General features: G+C 64.7%; 17 protein-coding genes and 1 pseudogene. 12 read left to right on the top strand and 6 right to left on the bottom strand.

Going from position 1 to position 22465, the window contains the following annotated elements; translation table 11 throughout:
• Positions 1–31: 31 nt before the first annotated feature.
• The gene (locus FHY19_RS16760; protein WP_259167317.1) at positions 32–1084 is read right to left on the bottom strand and encodes a LacI family DNA-binding transcriptional regulator; all 1053 of its coding nucleotides are present in this window, start codon (positions 1082–1084) and stop codon (positions 32–34) included.
• 405 nt (positions 1085–1489) lie between these two features.
• Here FHY19_RS16760 and FHY19_RS16755 point away from each other — a divergent pair, with 405 nt between their 5' ends.
• The 3 genes from FHY19_RS16755 (at position 1490) to FHY19_RS16745 (ending at position 6556) form a co-directional block, all read left to right on the top strand.
• Positions 1490–2464 (top strand): hypothetical protein, encoded by a 975-nt coding sequence (locus FHY19_RS16755; RefSeq protein ID WP_259159977.1) that lies wholly within the window; start codon positions 1490–1492, stop codon positions 2462–2464.
• Positions 2464–5133: a glycerol-3-phosphate 1-O-acyltransferase PlsB gene (gene plsB / locus FHY19_RS16750; protein ID WP_259167316.1), complete on the top strand. Its 2670-nt coding sequence runs from the start codon at positions 2464–2466 to the stop codon at positions 5131–5133. The genes FHY19_RS16755 and plsB overlap by 1 nt, the downstream gene beginning before the upstream one ends.
• A gap of 442 nt (positions 5134–5575) precedes the next feature.
• Positions 5576–6556, top strand: coding sequence for a zinc-binding dehydrogenase (locus tag FHY19_RS16745; protein ID WP_259167315.1), 981 nt, complete (start codon positions 5576–5578; stop codon positions 6554–6556).
• A gap of 397 nt (positions 6557–6953) precedes the next feature.
• Here FHY19_RS16745 and FHY19_RS16740 read toward each other — a convergent pair whose 3' ends face one another.
• Positions 6954–7157: a YdcH family protein gene (locus FHY19_RS16740; protein WP_167393935.1), complete on the bottom strand. Its 204-nt coding sequence runs from the start codon at positions 7155–7157 to the stop codon at positions 6954–6956.
• 154 nt (positions 7158–7311) lie between these two features.
• On the opposite strand from FHY19_RS16740, the gene FHY19_RS16735 reads away from it, so the two are divergent.
• From FHY19_RS16735 to FHY19_RS16715, 5 genes are all read left to right on the top strand, one after another.
• Positions 7312–7884, top strand: coding sequence for a hypothetical protein (locus FHY19_RS16735; RefSeq protein ID WP_259167314.1), 573 nt, complete (start codon positions 7312–7314; stop codon positions 7882–7884).
• Positions 7885–8089: 205 nt separating this feature from the next.
• Positions 8090–8455 carry a hypothetical protein gene (locus FHY19_RS16730; protein WP_259167313.1) on the top strand — a complete coding sequence of 122 codons (366 nt, stop codon included), beginning with the start codon at positions 8090–8092 and terminating at the stop codon, positions 8453–8455.
• Positions 8456–8838: 383 nt separating this feature from the next.
• A complete protein-coding gene (locus tag FHY19_RS16725) occupies positions 8839–9222 on the top strand; it encodes a YbjQ family protein (protein ID WP_259167312.1) in 384 nt (127 codons plus the stop codon).
• A gap of 28 nt (positions 9223–9250) precedes the next feature.
• Complete coding sequence (locus FHY19_RS16720) at positions 9251–10615, top strand: hypothetical protein (protein ID WP_259167311.1); 1365 nt, start codon at positions 9251–9253, stop codon at positions 10613–10615.
• Between the two features lie 339 nt (positions 10616–10954).
• A complete protein-coding gene (locus FHY19_RS16715; protein WP_259167310.1) occupies positions 10955–11308 on the top strand; it encodes a ribonuclease E inhibitor RraB in 354 nt (117 codons plus the stop codon).
• A gap of 64 nt (positions 11309–11372) precedes the next feature.
• Here FHY19_RS16715 and FHY19_RS16710 read toward each other — a convergent pair whose 3' ends face one another.
• A complete protein-coding gene (locus FHY19_RS16710) occupies positions 11373–11906 on the bottom strand; it encodes a lipocalin family protein (protein ID WP_259167309.1) in 534 nt (177 codons plus the stop codon).
• A 280-nt stretch (positions 11907–12186) separates the two neighbouring features.
• Between FHY19_RS16710 and FHY19_RS16705 the strand changes: the two are divergent.
• Positions 12187–12303, top strand: a pseudogene (locus FHY19_RS16705) (glycoside hydrolase family 5 protein); the annotation flags it as partial.
• Between the two features lie 197 nt (positions 12304–12500).
• Here FHY19_RS16705 and FHY19_RS16700 read toward each other — a convergent pair.
• The 3 genes from FHY19_RS16700 to FHY19_RS16690 all read right to left on the bottom strand — a co-directional run bounded on the left by FHY19_RS16700 (position 12501) and on the right by FHY19_RS16690 (position 18231).
• A complete protein-coding gene (locus FHY19_RS16700; protein ID WP_259167308.1) occupies positions 12501–13535 on the bottom strand; it encodes a glycoside hydrolase family 43 protein in 1035 nt (344 codons plus the stop codon).
• A 33-nt stretch (positions 13536–13568) separates the two neighbouring features.
• Positions 13569–15056, bottom strand: coding sequence for an MFS transporter (locus FHY19_RS16695; RefSeq protein ID WP_259167307.1), 1488 nt, complete (start codon positions 15054–15056; stop codon positions 13569–13571).
• A gap of 241 nt (positions 15057–15297) precedes the next feature.
• Positions 15298–18231, bottom strand: coding sequence for a TonB-dependent receptor (locus FHY19_RS16690; protein ID WP_259167306.1), 2934 nt, complete (start codon positions 18229–18231; stop codon positions 15298–15300).
• A 441-nt stretch (positions 18232–18672) separates the two neighbouring features.
• Between FHY19_RS16690 and FHY19_RS16685 the strand changes: the two genes are divergently transcribed.
• The 3 genes from FHY19_RS16685 to uxaC are packed head-to-tail and all read left to right on the top strand — an operon-like array spanning position 18673 to position 22460.
• Positions 18673–19989, top strand: a complete 1317-nt coding sequence (locus tag FHY19_RS16685; RefSeq protein WP_259167305.1) for an MFS transporter — start codon at positions 18673–18675, stop codon at positions 19987–19989.
• 9 nt (positions 19990–19998) lie between these two features.
• A complete protein-coding gene (locus FHY19_RS16680) occupies positions 19999–20991 on the top strand; it encodes an endo-1,4-beta-xylanase (RefSeq protein ID WP_259159954.1) in 993 nt (330 codons plus the stop codon).
• Between the two features lie 47 nt (positions 20992–21038).
• Complete coding sequence (gene uxaC, locus FHY19_RS16675; protein ID WP_259167304.1) at positions 21039–22460, top strand: glucuronate isomerase; 1422 nt, start codon at positions 21039–21041, stop codon at positions 22458–22460.
• Positions 22461–22465: the final 5 nt, after the last annotated feature.

Genomic DNA, 22465 nt, shown 5'->3' with positions numbered 1-22465 from the left:
AATTCGTGAAGATGCGACGTGGCGCATATGTCTAGCCTCCCGCCGGGCCACGCGGGGCACTGGACGCACGCACGATCAGCTCGGGCACCATTTCCGAAAACGCTGGCGGTGCGGCATCGGCGGGTGGCGCGGGTGCGTCCACCAGCTGCTGGCCCAGCAGCAGGCGCAGCGCACGCGCGCCCAGCCCGGCGATGTCCACGCGCATGGTGGTCAGCGCTGGCAGCACGTAACGCGCCATCGGCACATCGTCGAAGCCGGCCAGCGCGATGTCGTGCGGCACCTTCAGCCCGGCATGGCCGAGCGCGAACAGGCAGCCCAGCGCCATCATGTCGTTGGCGGCGAACACCGCGTCCGGGCGCGCATCCTGCGCCAGCACCTGGCCGGCGCGGTAGCCGGATTCCTCGTCGAAGTTGCCAGGCAGCACCCACGGCTGCGCGTCGGCATCCAGCGCCAGCTCGTCGCGATAGCCGCGCAGGCGCTCGTGCGCGTCGAAGTTGTCGTCCGGGCCGGCGATGAAGGCGATGCGGCGGTGGCCGCTGTCGCGCAGATGGCGCGTCATCACCCGCGCCCCGCCGTAGTTGTCGACATTGAGCACCGGGCGCTGGCTGGCGCTGCCGGCGCAGTTGAGCAGCACCGCCGGCAGGCCGCCGGGCAATGCGTCTTCATGCACGCCCGAATCGCCCAGCGACGGCGACATCACCACCACGCCATCCACGCGCCCGGGCAGGCGTTCGAGTGCGCGGCGCTGCGCCTGCGGGTCGCCGTGCGAACTGGACACCAGCAAGTGGTAGCCCTGGTCGCGCGCCACCTGGTCGATGCCGCGGATCAATTCGGAAAAGAACTCGCCATGCAGGTCCGGCAACACCACGCCGATGGTGTGGGTGCGACGGCTGCTCAGGCTGCGCGCAGCGTGATGGGGGATGTAGTTCAGCGCCCGTGCCACCTGCAGCACGCGTTCGCGCACCGATTCGGCCACGTGCTGATGCCCGTTCATGGTGCGCGACACCGTGGCCACCGAGACCTGCGCCTCGCGCGCGACATCCTTGATGGTGACGCTGCCGCCTTCCGAACGTGGCCGACTCATGGCGCTTTCTCCAAGGCAAGGCGGTGGCGACCGCACGCCAGTACAGGGCGCACGGTCTGCTGGCGCAGAACGTTCGTGTCGCACAGGCTCATGAATGTCATCGGCCCCATCCGATGGCGACCTCGAAGCGAGATGGCGCGCACGCTAGCAGGAACTGCAAGCGCTTACATGATGCGCCGCACCATTGCGTCAAACAGAGCTGGGACAAGGGTTGCGACCTGATTGGTGGACAAAGTTGTCCGAATGAGACAACAGCAGCCAATGTCGGACACCGGCTGACATCGCGCGGGAACTACGAAAAAGTAACATCTTTGCACCATACCGTGACGCACGGTGGCACCACGCCTTGCCGCCGGTGCATTCAGACAGCAAGATGCGCCGATCGATCAGGGGAACATCGTGCGCATGTCGCCATTTACCGTCCGCGCAGGCCGGTGTCAGTCCATCGCATGGGTGTTGCTTGCTGCGCTGTGCGTCGGCGGCTGCCAGCGCAACGACGCTGCCGCTCCCTTGCCCGGTGCCGACGCCGAACCGGCCGCCGCGATGCAGTCGATGACCCTGCCGCTGCGGCGCAACGACCTGGTCGCCTATGCGCGGATCCGGGTGACGCCGGCGCAATACACCCAGTTGGAAGCGGCCTGGCGCAGCGGTGCCAGCCGCTGGCCGCTGACCGAGCTGCCGCTGCCCAACGAGGTCGGTGCGCTGCTGGGGTCGTTGTCGGCGCCCGATGCCGAGCGTCGTCTGCAGCAGGCCTTCGACGCGCAGCTGGCCGGGCAATCGCGCGGCATCGCCCAGGCGGCGCAGTCGCTGGGTCAGTTCGGCGTGCAGTACCTGCGCAGCCGCAACGATTACCAGCCCGAGCAGCGCGCCCATTACGTGCAGTTGGTCGACGCGCTGAGCGCCTGGGCGGCCACCGCGCCGTTGGCCGATCGCGCGCGCGCCAAGGCCAGCATCGCCGACCTGGTGGCTGCTGCCCGCGCCACCGGCATCACCTCCGACGCCGACCTGCAACGGCTGGGCATGGAAGACAGCCTGCGCCGGCTCGGGCCGTTCTGGGCGGCGTGCAAAAAGGTACTGGAGCGCTACGACCTGTCGATCGACACCAGCCTGGACGCGCTGCGCACCGGGTTGATCAAGCAGGACGGCGATAGCGCCCAGGTGCGGCTGCGCTATCCGCTGGCCGCACACGCCATCGACCTGACCGTGGCGCTGATCAAGCGCGATGGGCACTGGTACCAGCAGCAGACCCAGAACGAGATACAGGCGCTGCTCGACGCCATGCCGGCCCCGCCCCTACCCGGTGCCGCGGCAGCTCCTGATACGGCACTGGCACCGCCTGCACCGGCCACGGACGCCGGGCAGCGCCCGGCTGGGCGATAATGACCGCGATGCCAGAACAGAATCCCCTGCCGTTCCCGGACGGCCAGCCCGCCCCGCCCAGCGCTGCCGCCGCCGATCTCGGCGCCACGGCCGCCGCCTTGCCGACCGCCACACCGGTTCCGCCGGAGATTGCGCCGTCGATCGCGCCTGCCGTCGCTGCCGCCCGCAACGCCAAGCGCCCGTGGTGGGCGCGCCTGCTCGGCCGGCTGGCCGACCCCTGGCTGAGCCTGACCATCGAACCGGACCAACCGAGCCGCTACGACGACGGCACGCCGGTGGTCTATGTGCTGGAGGACTACGGCCTGTCCAGCGCGCTGATCCTGGACAAGGCCTGCCGTGAAGCGGGGCTGCCCTCGCCGCTGGTGCCACTGCCGGGCGACCCGCTGCAGCGCAAACGCGCCTACCTGGCGCTGTCGCGGCGCAGCAGCAGCAATTCGCTGATCCCCGAGCAGCGCGGCGGCAAGACCCATTCGGATTCGCTGGCCAAGTTGCTGCAGGCGCACCGCGTGCGCGCCGACCTGGACGTGCACCTGGTGCCGGTGTCGATCTTCGTAGGCCGCGCGCCGGACAAGCAGAGCGGCTGGTTCGCGGTGCTGTTCTCGGAAAACTGGGCGCTGGTCGGCCGCTTCCGTCGCCTGCTGGCGGTGCTGCTCAATGGCCGCACCACCATCGTGCGTTTCGCGCCGCCGATCTCGCTGCGCCAGACCATGGCCGAAGGCCTGCCGCCCGAGCGCACCCTGCGCAAGCTGCAGCGCGTGCTGCGCACGCATTTCCGCCGTATCCGCGAGGCGGTGATCGGGCCGGACCTGTCCACCCGCCGCTTGCTGGTGGACCAAGTGCTGGCTGCCGATTCGGTACGCGAAGCCATCGCCACCCAGGCCAAGCGCGACAACTCCAAGCCCGTCGATGCCTGGCGCAAGGCGCATGCCTATGCGTGGGAAATCGCCGCCGACTATTCCAGCCCGGTGGTGCGCTCGGCCAGCTTCCTGCTCACCCACGTCTGGAACCGCATCTACGCCGGCGTGCTGGTGCATCACCTGGACAAGCTCAAGCAGGCCGCACCCGGGCACGAAGTGGTGTACGTGCCCAGCCACCGCAGCCACATGGACTATCTGCTGCTGAGCTACCTGCTGTACGAACGCGGCATCGTGCCGCCGCACATCGTGGCCGGTATCAACCTCAATCTGCCGGTAGTTGGCACGCTGCTGCGCAAGGGCGGGGCGTTTTTCATCCGCCGCTCGATCAAGGGCAATGCGCTGTATTCGGCGGTGCTGAGCGAATATGTCGCCCAGCTGGTGGCCGGCGGCTATTCGATCGAATACTTCGTCGAAGGCGGGCGCTCGCGCACCGGGCGCCTGCTGCAGCCCAAGGGCGGCATGATCGCGATGACGCTGCGTGCCTACCTGCGCCAGCCGCGCAAGCCGGTGCTGTTCCAGCCGGTCTACATCGGCTACGAGAAGCTGATGGAAGGCAACAGCTACCTGGACGAGCTCACCGGCCGGCCGAAGGAGAAGGAATCCATCTGGGGCCTGCTGTGGTCGATCCCCAAGGTGCTCAAGCAGAACTACGGCCAGGTGGTGGTGAACTTCGGCGAGCCGATCGCGCTCAACGATGTGCTGGCCAAGCACGCCCCGGATTGGGATGGCGAGCCGCTGCCGGAAGACGCCAAGCCCAGCTGGCTGGCACCGGCGGTGGACACCTTGTCCACACAGATCCAGACCCGCATCAACTGCGCTGCCGACGTCAATCCGATCAACCTGCTGGCGCTGGCGCTGCTGTCCACGCCCAAGCACGCGATGGGCGAGGCCGATCTGATCGCGCAGATCGAGTTGTGCAAGAAGCTGCTGGCGGAAATGCCGTACTCGGATCGCGTCACGGTGACTCCGCATACCCCGGCACGCATCATCACCCACGCCGAAGAGATCAACGTGCTCACGCGCGTGTCGCACCCGCTGGGCGATGTGCTGAGCGTCAGCGGCGACACCGCGGTGTTGCTGAGCTACTTCCGCAACAACGTGCTGCACTTGTTCACCGCCTCCTCGTGGGTGGCGTGCTGTTTCCAGAACAACCGCCGCATGAGCCGTGCCGGTCTGATCCGGCTGGGTCGCACGGTGTATCCGTTCCTGCAGGCCGAGCTGTTCCTGCCATGGAGCGAAGACCGTTTTGCCGAGCGCATCGAACAGACCATCGATATGTTCGTGCGCGAAGGCCTGCTGCTCAATGTCACCGACGACGACGGCGGCATCCTGACCCGCAATACCGGGCAGACCGATGAGGTGTTCCGTCTGCGCGCCATCGGCCACTCGCTGCAGCAGGCATTCGAGCGCTATTACATCGCCATCTCGGTGCTGGTGAAGAACGGCCCCGGCGTGCTCGGTGCCGGCGAACTGGAAAGCCTGTGCCAGCAGGCGGCGCAACGCCTGAGCCTGTTGTACGCCCCGGCCGCCCCCGAGTTCTTCGACAAGACCCTGTTCCGCAGCTTCATCCAGAAACTGCGCGAGCTGCGCCTGGTGTGGCCGGACGAGAACAGCAAGCTGCTGTTCGACGAACGCCTGGACGCCTGGGCCAAGGACGCCAAGTTCATCCTCGGCCGCGAACTGCGCCACACCATCGAGCGGGTCAGCCCCGAAGCGGTCAAGCCGGGTGTTGTACTGCCACCGGCCGAGTAAGGCGGCGGTGCGATAGCGGAGCCGTAGCAGGGCAGAGCAGTGCCCCTGTGCGGACGACGCTCCCTTCCTCCCTCCGGGAGAAGACGCCCGAAGGGCGGATGAGGGCCGGCCAGCAAGCAATGTGATGCTGCCACCGGCTGAATAAAGTGGCGATGCAATGTGGAGAGAGCAGGGCAAAGCGGCGCTCCCCTATGCCGACGACGACGTTTCCTTCTCCCTCCGGGAGAAGGTGCCCGAAGGGCGGATGAGGGCCGGCCAGCACGCAGTCACCGGGCGTTGCACAAAACCAACTCACCCCTGGCGTCGTCCATTGACCCCAACGACTTCACATAACAGTTCCGTCCGTTTCATCCGCCTCTTGCAGCCCTGCCGATAGCATCGCGTCACCTTTCATCACGATCGGGGGCGTTGTACGACAGGCGTGCCCGGCAGGAGATTTCTCATGCGCGCAGCCATCCACACCCAATTCGGCGATCCCGCCAAGGTGCTCGAACTCGGCCAACGGCCCGTGCCGCAACCCGGCAAGGGACAGGTGCGCATCGCGATGCGCCGCTCGCCCATCCACAACCACGACCTGTGGACGGTGCGCGGCAACTACGGCTACAAGCCCGAGCTACCGGCGATCGGCGGCAGCGAAGCGGCTGGCGTGATCGACGCACTCGGCGAAGGCGTTGAAGGCCTGCAGACAGGCCAACGCGTAGTCGCCGCCGGCGTGCACGAAAGCTGGGCGGAGTTCTTCCTGGCCGATGCGTCCGGCGTGGTGCCGCTGCCCGACGCGCTTGATGACGACCGTGGTTGCCAGCTGATCGCCATGCCGCTGAGCGCCCTGATGCTGATCGAATTCCTGCGCGTGAAAAGGGGCGACTGGATCGTGCAGAACACCGCCAACGGCGCGGTCGGCAAGACCGTGGCCATGCTCGCTGCCGCACGCGGCATCAACGTGATCAACCTGGTGCGCCGCGATGCCGGCGTGGACGAGTTGCAGGCGCTGGGTATTGGCAACGCAGTCTCCACCGCGCAGGACGGCTGGCAGGACACCGCGCGCGCGCTGGCCGGCGACGCACCCATCGTGCGCGCGATCGATTCGGTCGCCGGCAGCGCGGCCGGCGACCTGATGGGGCTGCTGGCCGAAGGCGGCGAGCTGGTTTCGTTCGGCTCGATGACTGGCGAGCCGCTGCAGATTTCCAGCGGCGATGTGATCTTCAAGCAGGCCAGCGTGCGCGGCTTTTGGGGCAGCAAGGTCATGGCCGCCACCAAGCCAGAAGACAAGCGCCGCATGATCGGCGAACTGCTCAAGGCTGCCGTCGATGGCAGCCTGGCCTTGCCGGTGGAGGCGGTGTTCGACCTGGAAGACGCCGCCAAGGCTGCTGCCGCGAGCGACGAACCCGGGCGCCGCGGCAAGATACTGCTGCGCGCAGGCTGAGCGCTGCACGCAGGAATCTGATTGTCTCGCCTTGGCGCTTCCTTCTCCCGCTTGCGGGGGGGAGGTGCCCGAAGGGCGCATGCGGGCAACGCAGCGACAGTTGGTCAACGTCTGCGGACTGGCGGTTACGTGCGCGCAACGCCACGTCAAGGCCAAGCTTGCTCACCAGCCATGACACGCCGCGTCCCCCATCGCGAATCACATGTCGCGCATTCGCACCCCGTCAGCCGATCTGCTACAGGCACCGTAGGAGCGCGCCTGAGCGCGACGGGCCTTCTGGGGTAGCGCCTCATCGCGCCCAGGTGCGCTCCTACACAGGGGAATTGGCCTCAAGAGCGGGCAGACGCAGCGATCAGCGCGCGGGTGTCGACAGGCGAACCCAACTGCAGGCATGGCCTCACGCCGGCTCGTCAGGCACCAGCTCCATCTCCAGCCGCGTGATGCAGTCCTTGAGATGCAACTTGCGCTTCTTCAAGCGCTTCATCTGCAGTTCGTCCTCCACGTTTGCGGGCACGCGCTGGATCTCCTCGTCCAACGCGCGATGGGCGCGTCGCAACTCGGCGATCTGCTCGGCGATCTCGGCGGGTGAGAGGGTTTCCACGCCCCGAGCATACACAACCCCGGGCAACACGCGTCACCTGCGCTTGCCAAGTGGCCGCCGGCTGCGACAATGTCCGGGCGCCGACGGGGACACGGCGGCGCACCCGATCCCATCATTGCCGCGCGGCTCCGGCCGTCGAGACAGGAGTCTTACGATGCGTCTGCGTTCTTCCCTGCTGGCCCTGAGCCTGCTCACCTCCGTCAACCTGGCCTCAGCCGCCGATGTGGCCAAGTACGACGGCTTTCTGTGCTGCAACCTGCGCACCGACGGCAGCTGGATCAGCGACAGCAACTACGCCGAAGACGGCAAGCGCGTGCTCCCGGTGGGCACCCCGGTCAGCGTCACCGGCTTCGGCCGCAACCGCGTCAACCTCAAGATCGCCGGCGAAAAGCAGTCCATCGGCAACGACTACAGCCGCGATCTGGACAACACCGCCTTCGCCGCCCGCTACGTGGTGACCGCCGACCCCAAGCTCAAGCTGGCCACCTTCCCGCCCAAGATTCGCCAGGCGATCAACGATGGCAAGCTCACCGGCGGCATGACCCGCGAGCAGGTGCTGATGGCAGTCGGCTACCCGATCAGCAGCGAGAACCCCAACCTGGAAGCGTCGCTGTGGCGCTACTGGCGCGACAGCTTTTCCGAGTACCAGGTGCAGTTCGGCCCCAGCGGCAAGCTGGTCAAGGTCACCGCCGATCCGCAGGTGCTGAATCTGGTCTGGGCGCCTTGAGATTGCTTGAAGTGGTCTCGGTCAGCGCGACCACTTCAGAACACACAGACAAATGTCACTCGCGTAGCGTCAATCACTTTAGAGTGACCAATACTGTCGACGATACAGACCCCTGTGGGTCCTCCGAGCGCGACGACCAGTCTTGTCGTTCATACATCTACGTTGCTGTGCTATTGGTCTGACCTTGCAGGAATCAGTTAGCGCTATGGAATCTTTTATCCCCATCGCCTTCGTAATCGCACTTCTTTGGGTGCATTTCTACTTCGAGTCCAGACGCCACAAAAAGCCGGACAGGCTGGAACGATTTTTTGCAGGGCTCTGGCTTTTAATAAGGCGTGTGCTCTGTTTCGGGATGGCGCTGGCCTTCTGGGGCGGCAGCGGTTATGTGGTCTATCACGTCGCGTCCAGGTCTGTCCCGGTTTCATCGCTATTTTGGCTGGGGTTGTTGTTGCCTATCGGATATCTTTTTGTCCATTGGGGAATTTATGGAAGAGGATATCGTCAGTACGATTTTCTTGACGATAAACCTGTCCACGAAGAGCGAAAGAAACGGTACGGATGGCGTTGGTAGTAATGCAGCGTGTCGGATTCAGGTGGGATAACTCCATGGATGACCTTGTAATCAGCGTGTGCCGGATAAGGAGCCTGGTGTTTCCCGGCATGCCGTTCGCCGTGGTAGGTCGTTTCATGGAAAGCCCAGCAACTGCTGCGGTCGCGCTCTTGGCCACTGGCATCGGTTGGACGGTCATGGCCATTTACCCAGTTGTCGCACAGTCGCTGGCTCGGAGAGCCGGAAGACGTCAATGGTGCCGCCTGGGCATTCGCTGCAACGTCTAGGTGGCTGTTGCCAGTAACCGTGGTCACTTGCGCTTGGGCGATTGGCCGATATGGGCTTGCAAGCGTCGTTTCTGGTTTTCCCAAGCCCTCACCTTCGATCGTAAATCAGGCGCTCAAATGACAAATCCATACAACTCTTCGCCAATCCATTCGTCGATGACGTCCTTGAACGACTCGATGGTGACAACGGCGCTGGAACTTCCCGGCCATCGGATCATCCGCAACCTGGGGTTGGTGCGTGGCATCACGGTGAGATCTCGCTCGATCGTGGGCAACTTCTTCGGCAGTCTGCAGAGCTTGTTCGGCGGCAACATCACCATCTACACCGAACTCTGCGAACAGGCGCGTTCGGAGACCTATCGCGACATGGTGCAGCATGCCAGGCAACTTGGCGCCAACGCCATCATTGCGGTTCGTTACGATGCGACCGAGTTGATGGCCGGCCTGACCGAAGTCCTTTGCTATGGCACCGCAGTCGTCGTCGAGGTGCAGCATGTATAGCGGGTCAAGCATTCACGGAGGGTACTCCGTGAAACTGTGGTGCGTGGCGGTCGTCGTCTTGGTCATGGCGACTTGGCTGCCGGCGGCACAGGCAGCGAGCTCGTCCTTCATGTCCGAAGTCGGACAGGTGTCGTCTGCATACGAGCGTCTGACCAACTCTGCCGAGTCAGAGCGCCTCATCGATGAAGGAAAAAAGAGCGAGGTCAATGCAAGGTTGAAGGCACTGGTGCCGGAGACGCGCAAAAGCGCGTACGACGCCTTTGTTCTGTCCAATATCCTCTATCGGGCTGATGTCGCTGCCAGCGACGCCTACATGAAGCTCGCCGACGAGAAATTGCCCGGCAATCCATTCGTCATGTTTGAGCGCGGCATGCGCGAACACCGCGCAGGGCGCTGTGACGTCGCGTTGCCTCTGTACGAAAAGGCCGCCAAATTGCTGCCAAGGTCGCAAGCGCCGGATCGCGTGTGGGCCTACATCACGCACTGCCGCCTAGTGCTTGAGGACGCACGCGGAGCGGTCGCCGCCTGGAAACATGTCGATTTCAAGCAGAAACACACGGCGATCGAGAAATCGATGTATGACATCTTCTCGACGACGGATCCGGACGTGGAAAGAGAGCGCTTGATCACGTCCATCCATGCAGGGGCAGCAGGCGACGTTTGCCCGCTGATCAAACTCGACAAGAACTGGGAAATCGACTGGTGGAATGCGAAGGAGCAGCCTAAGTACCTTGCACATGACATCCCACTTGTCAGGTCACTGGCCAGGAACGACAGGAAGATCCAGCAAGTTGCGGAGCTATGTGTCGACGCAGTGGACTTCGATGACGATCAATTCAAACGCTTTATCGCGTCGGCGGGTTACTGGGGAGAGGGTGGCCGCCTGCCTGAAGATGCGGTAGCGAGCTATACGTTGATCAGTCAGCTGCAGAAAAGAAAGATCGCGACGGCGGACGAGATCTTCCATCGCTACGGCGCGGAGCTGGAGCAGCGATACAAGCAGATGCCTGGCAATCGTTCGACGCTGGATCTATTGGCGTTCCTCTACAGCGCGACCGGGCGAAGTGAGCAACTCAGGCCGATCGACCTGTATGGCTGGAAGACACTGAAGATCGAGGCATACGCGCTAAGCTATCTGAAAGGCCTGGCCGAGACAGACGCCGGATACTCCGCTGCGGTTGCGCAGGCTGCACGCGACTTCCCCAATAGCGCCGAAATTCAGCGGATCAACCTCGTGCTACATGCCGAGTCCGACGATAAGGTGGCGTATCTGATGCGCTATGTGGCTGCTCAGTTCCCGAGTGTGCGAGAGCATCTGAGCGGGCGCTATCGGCTCGATGATTTCATGGCTGCATTGAAGAACGAGCTGGATGCCCCGGTTCCAAAACAGTAGCGCCCCCGGGCGCCTCATCGCCCGGGTCGGTGAGCACTCGGGCACCACCGGCGCCAGGTATGAGCCGCCTCGGATGGTTATTGGTGATCCCTGGTGGCATGGCTGGGACGTGTACGCGTTGCAGCAAAGCGAAGGTGATCGCTCCTGTTCAGAAAGCGACGCTGTGCGTGTTCCAGCTGCAGGCACTATCAGACGAAGACTGCCTTCCGCTCGACTCTCTCAGGGCATGCTTGATCGCACGACGTGGCGGGGACGGCACGTCAGAAGACACAGAGATAGCCCACGGCCAAGGCGTTAAGCTTCTTCATCTGCCAACAGGCGTTACAGAGCGAATCAACCATGCAGCGACATCCGGACCTGTATCCTAAAGACGATAACGGCGACACCCTCTGGCACATTGCGCAACAGGGCGTGGATCTTTCCAGGCCACGCGAGATTGCGTTTTCGGTAGTGTTCCCAAGCAAGGAGTCGGCACTGGAGTTCTCGGTGACGCTGCTGCGCTTCGAGCAGAAGGTGCGTTGCTGCCATTACCCGGACAACACGGCGTTTCCGATGGATGTGACGGTGTATCCGACCATGATCCCAACCTACAAGGCGATTTCGGCGTTCGAGGAAGAGCTGGCAACGGAAGCCAAGCCCTTGGGTGGTTTGAATGATGGTTGGGAATTTTCCGTGGATGACAAGGACGTTTGACGCGCAAGGCAGACACGCGCTTGCGATGCGGCCACTGCGCCGCTGAGCGCGGGGCTTTACCGCATCAGCGCTGCGACTGCGGGACGCGGCGCAGCTGCGACACGTCGTAGCCCATGGCGGCGATACGTTGGACGGCCTGCTGATAGTCCGCATCGGAGACCTGCGGGGTCCGTGCCATATACCAGACGTAATCGCGCTTGCTGCGCGCCACGATGGTCTGCGTGTACTCCGCATCTCGCCAGGCGACGACATATTCGGCTTTGAACGGCCAGATGAATTGCATGCTCCACAGCGCGCCGTTGCCATTCTCTGCGACCTGGCCGATCGGGTGCATGGACTTGAGCGGCGCCTGGAAGCTGCCTTTGCGGAAGGTAAAAGTGGTCTGGATACGGCCATCGGGCCGCAACGCATAACGTTCCACCGCGTCGTAGGCCTTGCGTTCCGGGCGGGTCGGAATATGCGCGATGACATACCAGTCGCCCATGAAACGCGGCACATCCACGCTGTCTGCGCGAGGCAGTGCGGAGCGCGCTTCGCTGCCGCGTGCACTGCCGTAGACCGCAAGTGTGAGTAACAACAGCATCGACGCCTGGCGCATGGCAACCTCTTTCAAGAGACTCAGTGCATGGGCATACGTTGCGACGATGCGTGTGGATGCAGCGTGCAATGCGCGATCTGTCGAAAAGTACGATGGCGTCTCGGTCGTTGACGGGCGCTACCGTCGCGACTCTTCCCGGATGCCTTGGAGAATGCGATTGCTGCGGTGGTCACGGGCCGGAGCAGGCGCGTTCGCACTATCCCACCTATCGGCGCGACAGCCGGCGTGCCAAGGTGACGGCCACGCGTGCCGACGCGGGATCGGGAGCAGTCTTGAAGCGACCTGGTGGGCTGTGGGCGCCTGGTGGAGGCCGGATTACTTCTTCACCGTACAACCTGGCAAGAACGGCAGCGACAAGCCGCAGATCAGGATTCTGAGCAAGTACACACGCCGCGCTGAGAACACATGGCGAGCGCTGATCCGATCGGCGTGGATGGCCGACTCAGCGCCGGGGTGCACAGGTGTCCATGCCACGCCGAGCGTCGGCCGCGTTCGATTGGCGGCGAGCATAGTCGCTGTCAGCCGCTCCCATGCACCTGCGGCCGGAGACCCCATCAGGGGAAAACAGCAGCGGACGTGTGCGTCGCCGTCATGTCACCACGGCGAGACGGCATCCTCCCCATACGGATGGATCGTCGCAATCGTCCCGTCGGCCAGATGCTCCAGCGGTGCCATCTTGATGTTGCGCAGATGGGTCTGGCCGCCCGACACCACCGCGTCGTGATAGAACAGGTACCACTGGCCGTCGAAGGCGCAGATGGAATGGTGGGTGGTCCAGCCGATCACCGGCTGCATCAACACGCCCTGGTAGCGGAATGGGCCATATGGCGAGTCGCTGGTGGCGTAGCAGATCAGGTGCGTATCGCCGGTGGAATACGACAGGTAGTAACGACCGGCGTAGCGGTGCAGCCAGGGGCCTTCGAAGAAGCGACGGTCGACGTCGTCGGCGCGTAGCGGGCTGCCGTGTTCGTCGAGGATGACGATCTCGCGTGTGGGTTCGGCCAGTGCGGTCATGCTCTCGTGCAGGCGCGCCACACGCGGACCCAGTGCGGGCGCATTGCCCACCGGTTCCTGATGCGTCTGCGCGTAGGCATTGTCGCGGTAATGCTGCAGCTGGCCGCCCCAGATGCCGCCGAAATACAGGTAGTGCGTGCCATCGTCGTCGGCGAAGGCGGCCGGGTCGATCGAGTAGGTGCCCGCAATCGGCTCGGCTTCGGCCACGAACGGGCCTTCGGGGCGCTCGCCCACCGCCACGCCGATCTGGAAGATGCCGTCGGCGCGCTTTGCCGGGAAATACAGGTAGGTCTTGCCATTGCGTTGCGCAGCATCCGGTGCCCACATCTGGCGCTGCGCCCATTGCACGTCGCGCACGTGCAGCACCTCGCCCAGGTCGTCGACCGGTGCGTTGGGGTGTGCCATACGAAAGACGTGATAATCCTCCATGCCGAAATGCGAGCCATCGTCGCTGAAGGCGACGCCGGCATCGATGTCGTGCGAGGGATAGATGTACAACGCTCCATCGAACACATGCGCGGACGGGTCGGCCGTGTAGATGTGAGTCACCAGCGGCGCGGAAATGGCGGTGCGCGCCAGGGCCTGCAGTGTGGCGGCGTGCAGTTCATCGGACATGCGCGTACCTGTGCATGAAGTGGGAGGGGGGAATCAGGGCGAAGCGAGCGGTGCAGCCTGACGGCGCACGCCCAGATCGCGTTCGATGCGGGTTTCCAGCGGTTTATCGATCTCGTACAGCACCAGCAATGCGGTGCCGAGCAGAAACGGGATGGAGGCATACACGCTGATGGCCAACCGAATGCCGTCGGTGACTGCGTCGCTTTGCTGCGGCAGCGCGGCGTCGTAGCCATAGACGGCGAGGATGCCGGCGACCAGTGCGCCACCGACGCTCAGGCCGATCTTCAGGCCGCACAACATCGCCGAAAAGATGATGGCGGTAGCGCGGCGGTGATTCTTCCACTCCGAGTAATCGGCCACGTCGGCAATCATCGCCCACAGCAGCGGGATGGTGATGCCGTAGAAAAAGCCGTGCAGCACATACGAGGCGAATACCCAGCCGATGGCGGTTGCCGGATACACGTAGAACGCCAGCAGGAACAGCGTGGAGATCAGCAGCGCGCCGCCAAACACATTGCGCTTGCCGTAGCGGTCGGCCAGGCGTTTGGAAAACCCGATGCCCACGATCATGGCCAGGATGCCGCCGGCACTAAAGACACTGAACGCCGAAGTCGGCGCGTCCTGCGGCCATTGCAAGGCGCTCATGCCGGCACCGGTCAGCACGCTGTTGATCGCCGCGATGAAGCGGTTGAATCCGGCCGCGTCGAGAAAGTGGGCCAACGCGCCAGCGTCGAGGTAGTACTTGAAGTAGTAGATGTACATCCCGCCCTTCATGGCGAGATTGATGAAGACCAGGATCGTCAGCGCCAGCATCACCAGCCACGGCTTGTTACGCACCAGGTCGGTGAGGTCCTGTCGCACGCTGCTGCGCTGTTCGGTGATCGGCAGCACGCGCTCGCGGGTGGTGAAAAAGGTGATCAGAAAGCACAGCGTGCCGACCGCAGCGAACAACGCCATGGTGTTGCGAAAGCCCTGCGCCTTGTCGCCATTGCCCAGGATCAGCACCAAGGGCAACAGCAGTACCTGGATGATGAACTGCGCAAAGGTCACCGCCAGGAAGCGATACGCCGACAGGCTGTTGCGCTGCTCCATGCTGCCGGTGAGCACGCCGCTGAGCGCCGAATACGGCAGGTTGTTGGCCACGTACACCAGCATCAGCAAGGTGTAGGTGGCAAAGGCGTAGGTGATCTTGCCGTGCTCGCCCAGCGTGGGGGTATTGAAGGCCGCCAGCGACAGTGCGCCGAACGGCAGCGCGGTCCACAGGATCCACGGGCGAAACTTGCCCCAGCGCGTGCGGGTGCGATCGGCCAGGATGCCGATGATGGGCGTAAACACGAACGCGCCGAGCAAGCCGACTACAAAGATCAACGTGGCCGCCGCGCTGGCGGGAATCCGGAACACGTCGGTGTAAAAGAACGCCAGAAAAGTGACCAACGTCTGGAAGATCAGGTTGGCAGCCAGGTCGCCCAGGCTGTAGCCGATCTTTTCGCGCACGGAGAGCTGCTGTGACCGATCGTTCATGAGGTGAGGCGGGCTCGAAAAGTGCTGCGGAAAACGCCGCGGCGCGCGCTACGCGGCTGGCCGCGACCCCTCTGGATCGCGACCACAGGCACAGCAGTTGCAGTGTCCGGCAAAACGTCGCGCGCCGTCGCCCACGGGCGGAGTACGGCACGCGGGAGACGGGATGCACGCGCTGTGTGCGTACATCCCGGACACCGGCCGCGCCCGGCTGCCAACGGCGAGATCATGGCGATGGCCACAATCAGAAAGTGCCGCGAATGCCGAGCATGACCGTGCGCCCGGGCTCGTACAGGTCGTAGGTGGCGTTGGGCCACGCATAGGTGGTGCGCAGCGGCTCGTCGGTGATGTTGGTGACGTTGAGGGTGAGTTGCGGCTTGGACGGCAGCCAGTCCAGTGCGTAGCTGGCCGACAGATCCAGCTGGCCACGCGCATCGGCGTTGAGGCGTGCATACGGGATGCCGTTCTGGTTGGCGCCGGAGATCACCATGTCGTCGTTCCAGGTGTAGGACAGGCGCACCGATGCAGCGTTCTTTTCCCAGTACACGGTGCCGTTCCACAGGTTGGGTGCGACGCCGACGGCCACCGCCGGCACGCCTTCGCCTTCGGACGACTGATTGACATGCGTGTAGTTGACGCTGAAGCCCATGCCGTCGATGAGCTTGTCCAGCGGCTGCACCCAGATCGCCTCGGTGCCGCGGATGTTGAGCACGCCATCGGCGTTGACCTGGGTCTGCACGTCCACGGTGGCCGCATTCGGGCCGCCGCGCTGATCCAGGCCGGCCTGCTGGATCGGCAGCAGGCTTTCGTACGGCACGCCCAGGTCGTTGAAGGGAATGCGCCGCACGCCATTGACGGTGAAGCCGCTGATGCGCTTGTTGAACAGCGTCAGGCCCACATAGCCTTCGCCGCCGGTGTACCACTCGCCGCCGAAATCCACGTTGGTGGACAGATACGGCGCCAGGTTCGGATTGCCCTGGGTTGCGGTCTGCGCCGAGGGGTCGCTGAAGTTGGTGTTGGGCAGCATTGCGCTGGGATCGGGGCGGGTGAGCGTGCGCGAACTGGACAGGCGCAGCACCACGTTGTCGGCCACGTCCCAGGCGGCGTTGAAGGAGGGCAGGGTTTCCTTGTAGTCCGAATCCAGCACCTGGATGCGGCGGATGCCGTTGATGGTGACCGGGCCGGTGATGGTCTGGTCGGTGGTCACGTAGCGCACGCCTGCGTTGAAGCGCAGCGTACGGTTCCACACTTCGGTCTCTGCGTTGGTTTCGATGTAGAAACCCAGGTTCTTTTCGCGGATGCCGCCGGCCGAGGCGCCGGTATTGGCGGAGTTGGTTTCCGGGGCGGAATCGCGTAAGGCGTAGTAGTTGGTATCGCCCAGGAAGCGGTTGAAATCGGCGGTGATGAAGCCATCCGGGCCGGGGCGCAGATAGCCGGCCAGGGCTGCATTGGGAATTGCCGAGCCGGGGCCGCCGTTGCAGATGGTGCCGCCGCCGCCGCGGCAGACCACCTGCTCCCAGGCGATGCTGTTGTCGAAACCGCGAATGGTGCGCTCGGCTTGGTCGTAGGCGGCGCCGATCTTGATGTTGCGCTTGTCCTCGCCAAACTGCAGGTCGGCGCGTCCGCCACGCGTTTCGGTCACGCGCTTTTCGTTCTGGATATTGACCCGGCCGCCGCTCCAGCCCCAGCCCAGATTGGGGTCGTTGAGATCCAGCGGGCTGGTGATGCTGGGGCGGTCGCCGCCTTGGTTGCGATAGTCCACGGTGGTGAACGGCGAGGTCACCAGGATGCTGGGCGACTCGCGATCCAGCCAGCTGCGCGTGGCATTGGCCTGCACGTTGAGCTTGATGTCCTGGTCCGCGCCGAACAACAGCTCGGCACCCGGGTTGACGCTCCAGAACTTGACCTCCTCCCGGTACGGGCGCGCTTCCAGAAAATACTGCGCATTGGCGAAGGTGGCGCTGGTGACCACGTTGTTCTGGTCCAGCTGCATGCCCAGCGGGATCATGTTGCCGTTGCGGCCGATCAGATTCATGCTGATCCGCTCGGTGGTGCGCTTGGCTTCCGAATACAGCGTATCCAAGTAGAAATGCATGCTGTCGGACGGGCGCCATTCCAGCGACATCACCGAGGCATCGCGGTCGCGATCGCCATTCATGTAGACGCTACGGCCCAGCCGCGGAATCAACGCGTCGCTGATCTGGTCGATGCTCAGCCCCGGGTTGCGCGCCAGCAGCCAGGCGGCATCGATGGTCTCGCCGGTGGTCAGGCCGCTGCCGGCGGTGGCCGGCACGCGGTCGGGAATGCGCCAGTTGCCGCCGCCGTTGACGTTGCACGCGGCCGGTTGATTGGTGGCCGGCGTGCCCGCAGGCGGGGTGAGGCCGCACTGCGTATACGTCAGGCCCGGGTTGGTCCAGCCCACGCTTTCGAAGCCGCGCACGCCCAGCTTGCTGCGCACCGAGGCCACGCCGAACAGTGCGCCGAAGGTGCCTTCCTCGTTGGTCCAGCTACCCATGAAGGCGCCACGCGGAGTGGTCTTTTCGCTGGTGCTGTTCCAGTCGGCCTGCGCCTGATAGGTGAAGTGCACGCCGGGGCGGTCGAACGGCCGCGCGCTGCGCATGTCCACCACACCGGAGACGCCGCCTTCGAGCATGCTGGCGGTAGGCGTCTTGCTCACGGTGAGCTGGGTGAAGAACTCGGTGGGAAACAGGTTCAGGTCGACTTCGCGGTTCTGGTTCTGCGCGTTCAGGCCGATCGAGGCGGTGGCGATGCTGGCGCCGTTGAGCGTGGTCTTGGTGAAGCTGGTGCCCAGGCCGCGAATGGCGATGTTGAGGCCCTCGCCATTGACGTCGCGCGACAGCTGCACGCCGGGGATGCGGTTGAGCGACTCGGCGATGTTCATGTCCGGAAACTTGCCGATGTCTTCGGCAAACACGGTGTCGGCAAAGCCGACCGAGTCGCGCTTGGCGTCGGTGGAAAACTGGATGCTGCGTCGGTAGCCGGAGACGGTGACGGTATCGAGCTGGGTCACGGCATCGTTGTTGCCGGCCGTAGCAGGCGGCGTTTGCGTGGCGCTGTCGGCGTCGGTGGACTGTGCCCAGGCGGCAGTACTGGCCATGCCCAGCAGGATGGACCCCAACGCGCAGGACAACGCGGTTTGTGCGTAGCTGTTCTTCACCGTATTCCCTTCCCTAACAGGTGAGCAGATGTCCCACGCATCGCCCCTGCGCAGGGAGTGCCGCTGCCCGGAATCGGCGCGACGATGATGCGGTGGGGAGACGGGCGATCAGTGGCGCTGGATGTTAGCGCTACCAAATTCGGAACAGCACGCTGCAGGGCAGCATAGTTGCCGGGGCGTGGCGCGTTGGCGTTGTCGTGCGGTCTGACATGCTGACGAACGGTTGCGGCGTGCTGCAGTGCGCGATGGATTTATGCCGACGGCATGGTAATGGTAGCGCTATCACCCGTGGCGCAAGGCCACCTTCGTGCAGGTGCAGTGGTCGATGATCCGAACCGGACAATGCGCAAGCGAGATGCTGCATGCGCTCGCCGATGTTGCGAGCTGCAGCACGTGCAAGCGCGCATGCGTGGCGGTTGCGCGCTTGCAGGAGCTGCGCCCATGAGCGATGTGCCTGCGGCCGACGCTGCCGGCCCGCGCGCGCGCCTGGGGCGGGTGCGTTGGCGTGTCTGCGCGCTGCTGCTGGCTGCGACCACCATCAACTATGTGGACCGCCAGGTGCTCGGCGTGCTGGCGCCGTTCCTGCAGACGCAGATCGGCTGGAACGAGATCCAGTACGGTTACATCGTCACCGCCTTCCAGGCCGCCTACGCGTTGGGCCTGTTGTGCAGCGGTGCGGTGATCGACCGCTTCGGCACGCGCGTCGGCTACGCGTTGGCGATCGGCATCTGGAGCCTGGCGGCGATGGGTCATGCGCTGGCGACCAGCGTGGTGGGCTTTGCGATCGCGCGGTTCTTCCTGGGGCTGGGCGAGTCCGGCAACTTTCCCGCCGCGCTCAAGACCGTGGCCGAATGGTTCCCGCGCCGCGAGCGCGCGCTGGCCACCGGCATCTTCAATTCCGGCTCCAACATCGGTGCCATCGTCGCGCCGCTGCTGGTGCCGGTGATCGCCACCGCCTGGGGCTGGCAGGCGGCGTTTCTGTTCACCGGTGTGCTCAGCGCCACCTGGCTGCTGGTGTGGTGGCTCAGCTATCACACGCCGGAGCAGCAGCCTGGCCTGTCGGCGGCAGAACTGGCGCATATCCGCAGCGATGCGCACGAGCCGGTGCAGCGGCGGCTGTCGTGGTTGCAGGTGCTGCGGCATCGGCAGGCCTGGGCCTTCGTGCTGGGCAAGTTCATCACCGACCCGATCTGGTGGTTCTTCCTGTTCTGGCTGCCCAAGTTCCTGCACGCCGAGTACGGCTTGAGCCTGCTGCAGCTGGGTGCGCCACTGATCGTGATCTTCGTGCTGGCCGATATCGGCAGCATCGCCGGTGGCTGGATGGCGGGGCGGTTCATCGCGCGCGGCTGGAGCGTCAACCGCGCGCGCAAGACCGCGATGCTGCTCTGCGCCGTGTCGGTGGTACCGATCGTGTTCGCCGCACGCGCCGATAATCTTTGGCTGGCGGTGGGCCTGATCGGCTTGGCCACCGCCGCGCACCAGGGCTGGTCGGCCAATCTGTTTACGCTGCCGTCGGACATGTTTCCACGCCATGCGGTGGCCACCGTGGTGGGTATCGGCGGATTTGCCGGCGCGGTGGGCGGCATGTTGATTGCCACCTTCATCGGGTTTTTACTGCAGGCGACCGGCAGCTACGTGCCGGTGTTTCTGATGGCCGGCTCGGCCTATCTGCTGGCATTGGCCGTCGTGCATGCGCTGGTGCCGCAGCTGCAGCCGGCGCAGCTGCCTGCGGCCACCGTAACGCCTCCATCTTCCTGAGGAATCACCATGTACCTGCACATCGCGAGAATCGGACTGTTGCTGGCGGCAAGCATGGCATCGGTTGCGCAGGCCGCGCCCTTGGCCGCGGGCGCGGCCAAGTTTCTGGGCAGCGCCTACAGCCCGCAACAGGCGCAGGGTTTTGCGCAGTACTGGAACAAGCTCACCCCGGAAAATGGCGGCAAGTGGGGCACGGTGGAAGCGGTGCGGGACCAGATGGACTGGCGCACGCTGGATACCGCCTACCGGTTCGCCAAGGCCAACGGCATGCCGTTCCAGATGCATGTGATGGTGTGGGGCAACCAGCAGCCGGAATGGATCAAGTCGCTGCGGCCGGCCGAGCAGCGCCGCGAGATCGAGCAGTGGTTTGCTGCGGTGGCGCAGCGTTACCCGGACATCGACCTGCTGGAGGTGGTCAACGAACCGCTCAACGATCCGCCCAGCAAGGACGACACCGGTGGCGGCAATTATCTGCAGGCGCTCGGCGGCGACGGCGCCAGCGGCTGGGAGTGGGTACTGCAGTCGTTTCGGCTGGCGCGCCAGCACTTTCCGCATACCAGGCTGATGATCAACGACTACAGCATCACCAACAACGCGCAGGCCACGCAGAAGTATCTGCAGATCGTGCGGTTGCTGCAGCGCGAGCGGCTGATCGATGCGATCGGGATCCAGGAGCATGCGTTCGAGACCACATCGAATGTGGCGATGTCGGTGCATCGCACCAATCTGGATGCGCTGGCCGCCACCGGCTTGCCGATCTACATCACCGAATTCGACCTCGATGGTCCAAGCGATGCGCAGCAGCTGGCCGATTACCAGCGCGTGTTCCCGATTTTCTGGGAGCACCCGGCAGTGCGCGGCATCACGCTGTGGGGATTCCGCCCCGGCCTGTGGCGCGACAAGGAAGCGGCCTATCTGGTGCGTGGCGACGGTAGCGAGCGCCCGGCGCTGACCTGGTTGCGCGATTACGTTGCCGCCCATCCCGGCACGCCTGCGCCCTGACGCAGGCGCTGCACGACCCACCCCGTTTTGTCTGGTACCCCGACCCCATGTCTACCTCCTTGCCGTTGACCTTGCACGACGACCGCCTGTTGCCGGCCGACCCCGGCACGCGGGCGATCGCGCGCCGGGTGTATGCGCAGATCGCCACGCTGCCCATCATCAGCCCGCACGGCCACACCGACCCGGCCTGGTTTGCGACCGATGCCGCGTTCGCCAATGCCACCGAGCTGTTGCTGGTGCCCGATCACTACGTGTTCCGCATGCTTTACAGCCAGGGGATCGACCTGGATGCGCTGGGCATTCCGCGTGCCGACGGCACGCGCGCACCGGTGGACCCGCGCGCGGCGTGGCGCGTGTTTGCCGCGCACTTCACCTCGCTACGGGGCACGCCTTCGGCGGTGTGGCTCAATCATGTCTTCCACACCGTCTTCGATCTACGCATCCGCCTGGATGCCGGCACCGCCGATCACTACTACGACCACATCACGGCAGCGCTGCAGACGCCTGGCTTTCGCCCGCGCGCGCTGTTCGAGCGTTTCAATATCGAGGTGATCGCCACCACCGAATCGCCGCTGGACACGCTGCAGCATCACGCGGCCATTCGCGACAGCGGCTGGAAGGGACGCGTGCTCACCGCGTATCGTCCGGACCCGGTGGTCGACCCCGAGCACGAGCAGTTTGCCGGCGCGCTGCAGCAGTTCGGCGCCCTCACCGGCGAAGATGTGTTGACCTGGCAGGGCTACCTGCGTGCGCATCGGCAGCGCCGCGCGTTCTTTGCCGCGCACGGTGCGACGTCGACCGACCACGGGCATCCCAGCGCCGCTACCGCCGATCTGTCGGCGAATGAGGCGCAACGCCTGTTCGAGACTGTTGTGCGTGGTGCGGCGACACCCGCGCAGGCCGAGCTGTTCCGCGCGCAGGTGCTGACCGAAATGGCGGCGATGAGCCTGGACGATGGCCTGGTGATGCAGCTGCATCCGGGTTGCTTTCGCAACCACAACCGGTCGCTGTTCGCACGCTACGGGCGCGACAAGGGAGCCGATATTCCGATGCGCACCGACTACGTGCATGCGCTCAAACCCTTGCTGGATCGCCACGGCAACGACCCGCGCCTGCGCCTGATCGTCTTCACCCTGGACGAAACCAGCTACAGCCGCGAACTGGCGCCATTGGCCGGCCATTACCCGTCGCTGCTGCTGGGCCCGGCGTGGTGGTTCCATGACGCACCCGAGGGCATGTGGCGGTTCCGCGAGCAGACCCTGGCCAGTGCCGGCTTCTACAACACGGTGGGCTTCAACGACGATACGCGTGCCTTCCTGTCGATCCCGGCCCGCCACGATGTGGCGCGGCGCGTGGACAGCGCGTTCCTGGCCAAGCTGGTCGCCGAGCACCGGCTGGAGGAAGACGAAGCGGTGGAGGTGGCGATGGACCTTGCGTATCGGCTGCCCAAGCAGGCCTACAAGCTGTGATGCAG

It is taken from the genome of Xanthomonas sp. 4461, assembly GCF_024806475.1.
GTDB classification, from domain to species: Bacteria; Pseudomonadota; Gammaproteobacteria; order Xanthomonadales; family Xanthomonadaceae; genus Xanthomonas; species Xanthomonas arboricola_F.
The sequence above is the reverse complement of the archived record's forward strand: the minus strand, read 5'-3'. Positions and strand labels throughout refer to the sequence as shown.

Bases quoted from the DNA above. Each gene is read 5' to 3' on its own strand.
- FHY19_RS16760 (WP_259167317.1), bottom strand. From the start codon at position 1,084: ATGAGTCGGCCACGTTCGGAAGGCGGCAGCGTCACCATCAAGGATGTC.
- FHY19_RS16755 (WP_259159977.1), top strand. From the start codon at position 1,490: ATGTCGCCATTTACCGTCCGCGCAGGCCGGTGTCAGTCCATCGCATGG.
- plsB (WP_259167316.1), top strand. From the start codon at position 2,464: ATGACCGCGATGCCAGAACAGAATCCCCTGCCGTTCCCGGACGGCCAG.
- FHY19_RS16745 (WP_259167315.1), top strand. From the start codon at position 5,576: ATGCGCGCAGCCATCCACACCCAATTCGGCGATCCCGCCAAGGTGCTC.
- FHY19_RS16735 (WP_259167314.1), top strand. From the start codon at position 7,312: ATGCGTCTGCGTTCTTCCCTGCTGGCCCTGAGCCTGCTCACCTCCGTC.
- FHY19_RS16730 (WP_259167313.1), top strand. From the start codon at position 8,090: ATGGAATCTTTTATCCCCATCGCCTTCGTAATCGCACTTCTTTGGGTG.
- FHY19_RS16725 (WP_259167312.1), top strand. From the start codon at position 8,839: ATGACAAATCCATACAACTCTTCGCCAATCCATTCGTCGATGACGTCC.
- FHY19_RS16715 (WP_259167310.1), top strand. From the start codon at position 10,955: ATGCAGCGACATCCGGACCTGTATCCTAAAGACGATAACGGCGACACC.
- FHY19_RS16710 (WP_259167309.1), bottom strand. From the start codon at position 11,906: ATGCGCCAGGCGTCGATGCTGTTGTTACTCACACTTGCGGTCTACGGC.
- FHY19_RS16700 (WP_259167308.1), bottom strand. From the start codon at position 13,535: ATGTCCGATGAACTGCACGCCGCCACACTGCAGGCCCTGGCGCGCACC.
- FHY19_RS16695 (WP_259167307.1), bottom strand. From the start codon at position 15,056: ATGAACGATCGGTCACAGCAGCTCTCCGTGCGCGAAAAGATCGGCTAC.
- FHY19_RS16685 (WP_259167305.1), top strand. From the start codon at position 18,673: ATGAGCGATGTGCCTGCGGCCGACGCTGCCGGCCCGCGCGCGCGCCTG.
- FHY19_RS16680 (WP_259159954.1), top strand. From the start codon at position 19,999: ATGTACCTGCACATCGCGAGAATCGGACTGTTGCTGGCGGCAAGCATG.
- uxaC (WP_259167304.1), top strand. From the start codon at position 21,039: ATGTCTACCTCCTTGCCGTTGACCTTGCACGACGACCGCCTGTTGCCG.